The sequence below is a fragment of the Halobacillus sp. BBL2006 genome, assembly GCF_000786645.1.
GTDB lineage: Bacteria > Bacillota > Bacilli > Bacillales > Halobacillaceae > Halobacillus.
The window spans coordinates 1-1,429 of record NZ_JRNX01000555.1; the positions used below are offsets into that span (position 1 = coordinate 1).

2 protein-coding genes are annotated in these 1,429 nt (G+C 41.9%); one reads left to right on the forward strand and one right to left on the reverse strand.

Annotation, left to right across the window (positions count from 1 at the left end; all coding sequences use genetic code 11):
* Positions 1 to 144 precede the first annotated feature (144 nt).
* Positions 145 to 609, reverse strand: a complete 465-nt coding sequence (locus tag LD39_RS15785; protein ID WP_035549464.1) for a DUF3939 domain-containing protein — start codon at positions 607 to 609, stop codon at positions 145 to 147.
* Positions 610 to 922: 313 nt separating this feature from the next.
* On the opposite strand from LD39_RS15785, the gene LD39_RS15790 reads away from it, so the two are divergent.
* Positions 923 to 1,429: competence protein ComK (locus tag LD39_RS15790; RefSeq protein WP_052158911.1), on the forward strand; the 507-nt coding region annotated here is incomplete at its 3' end.

Consider the following 1,429-nt stretch of genomic DNA (forward strand, 5'->3'; position numbering starts at 1 on the left):
CATGGAAAAGTCTCTTCACGTCTCGGAGAGCTTTTTCAAAATTAATTCCCTCACTCAAAAGTTAACCAGTCGTCTCTTTTGGCCAATGCTCTTCATGAGCATTGGCACTTTTTTTTATCCCGAAAGCCTTTCCTCAAACTCTGATCATTCTGGTTTTTTGTAAGTGATCATGAATTCCTCTCTCGTTAAATAAAAATCGCGATCTGGGCGTTCCGGTAACAATCCAAGCTTTTCAAGCTTATAATAATTTATCCGCTTGTAAGGGTCATGGTCAATGATAGGCAGCTCTTGCTTTTGTTTCATGTATTGGTCAACAGCCCACTGAACTTTGTCGAGATCGTGAGCAAGATCACGGTCCTCTTCTTCAAACAATTCATAGGTCTCCCTCGACATGTAAAAATTTTTTTCAGGGATGGCATGAAGGTAAGGAGAGAGTAACTCATAATCCAATGTCAAATCCTCTTTGATCAGTACACTCAGAGGCACTTCAGAGGGTTTATCATCTGCATAAGAGTGGACGGCTTTGCGGACATCATGGATGGATAAATCACGGACTTCTAAAGATTGCTCTTCTTTTTTATGCTGCTGTTTTTTCTTGCGATTCCACATGATTTTTTCCTCCTTTAAACAAGTATGAATTTCATAGGGGGGTGTTCGATTTGAAAGATATTCAACCCGAACTCGAGTTTTTTACGCTTCTGAATCCGGACTTTGGGCGAGAGGAAAGGAAAGAAACAGAAGAAAATTTGGCCAAAAGATAGGCGTATGCTTACCTGTAGTATAGCAAAGATAAAAAAATTGCACATTTTTTAAGAATGTTTAGACTTTTTGCGTTTGATTTGGTAAATTTAAGAAGATAAGCGGCATGTTCTGCCTAGAGGAAGGGCTGCCGCCATGTTTAATAGAAGGGGTGTTGAATTGGATGGAATATGTTCAAAAAAAAGAATATGAGATTAATCCTCAAACCATGGCGTTGATTGCAAAGTATGATGATAGTGGACAAGTCATCACTCAAGTGATCGAACGAGGGAACTGTTTTGAAATCACAAAATGTCCAAGCCAGGTCGTTGATGATTCTTGCCGATATTTTGCGAGTAGTCTGGACGGTCGTATCTCTGGTACGAAACAAGTGACAAGCTATACCCATAAACCTCCGATTGTCATTTCAGAAGCTATGGGCATCTATTTCTTCCCTATCATCTCCCCGAAACGCAAAGAATGCTCCTGGGTCGCTCACAAGTACATCAGGTCCTACAAAGGTGAGTCCGACCATACTACGACGATTCAATTCTCCAACGGCGCTTCATTGAACCTCCCAGTATCTGTCGGCATGTTTGCCAATCAAGTCCAGCGCACCGCTCACTTCCGTGTTATCCTTGAAGATCGTCTGAGTGCTGCGCCAGTTTCTCTGGAGGCTTCGAGCGAGAGG

What these genes read in the sequence shown, in the direction of transcription:
- LD39_RS15785 (WP_035549464.1), bottom strand. Translation starts at nt 609, where the DNA reads ATGTGGAATCGCAAGAAAAAACAGCAGCATAAAAAAGAAGAGCAATCT.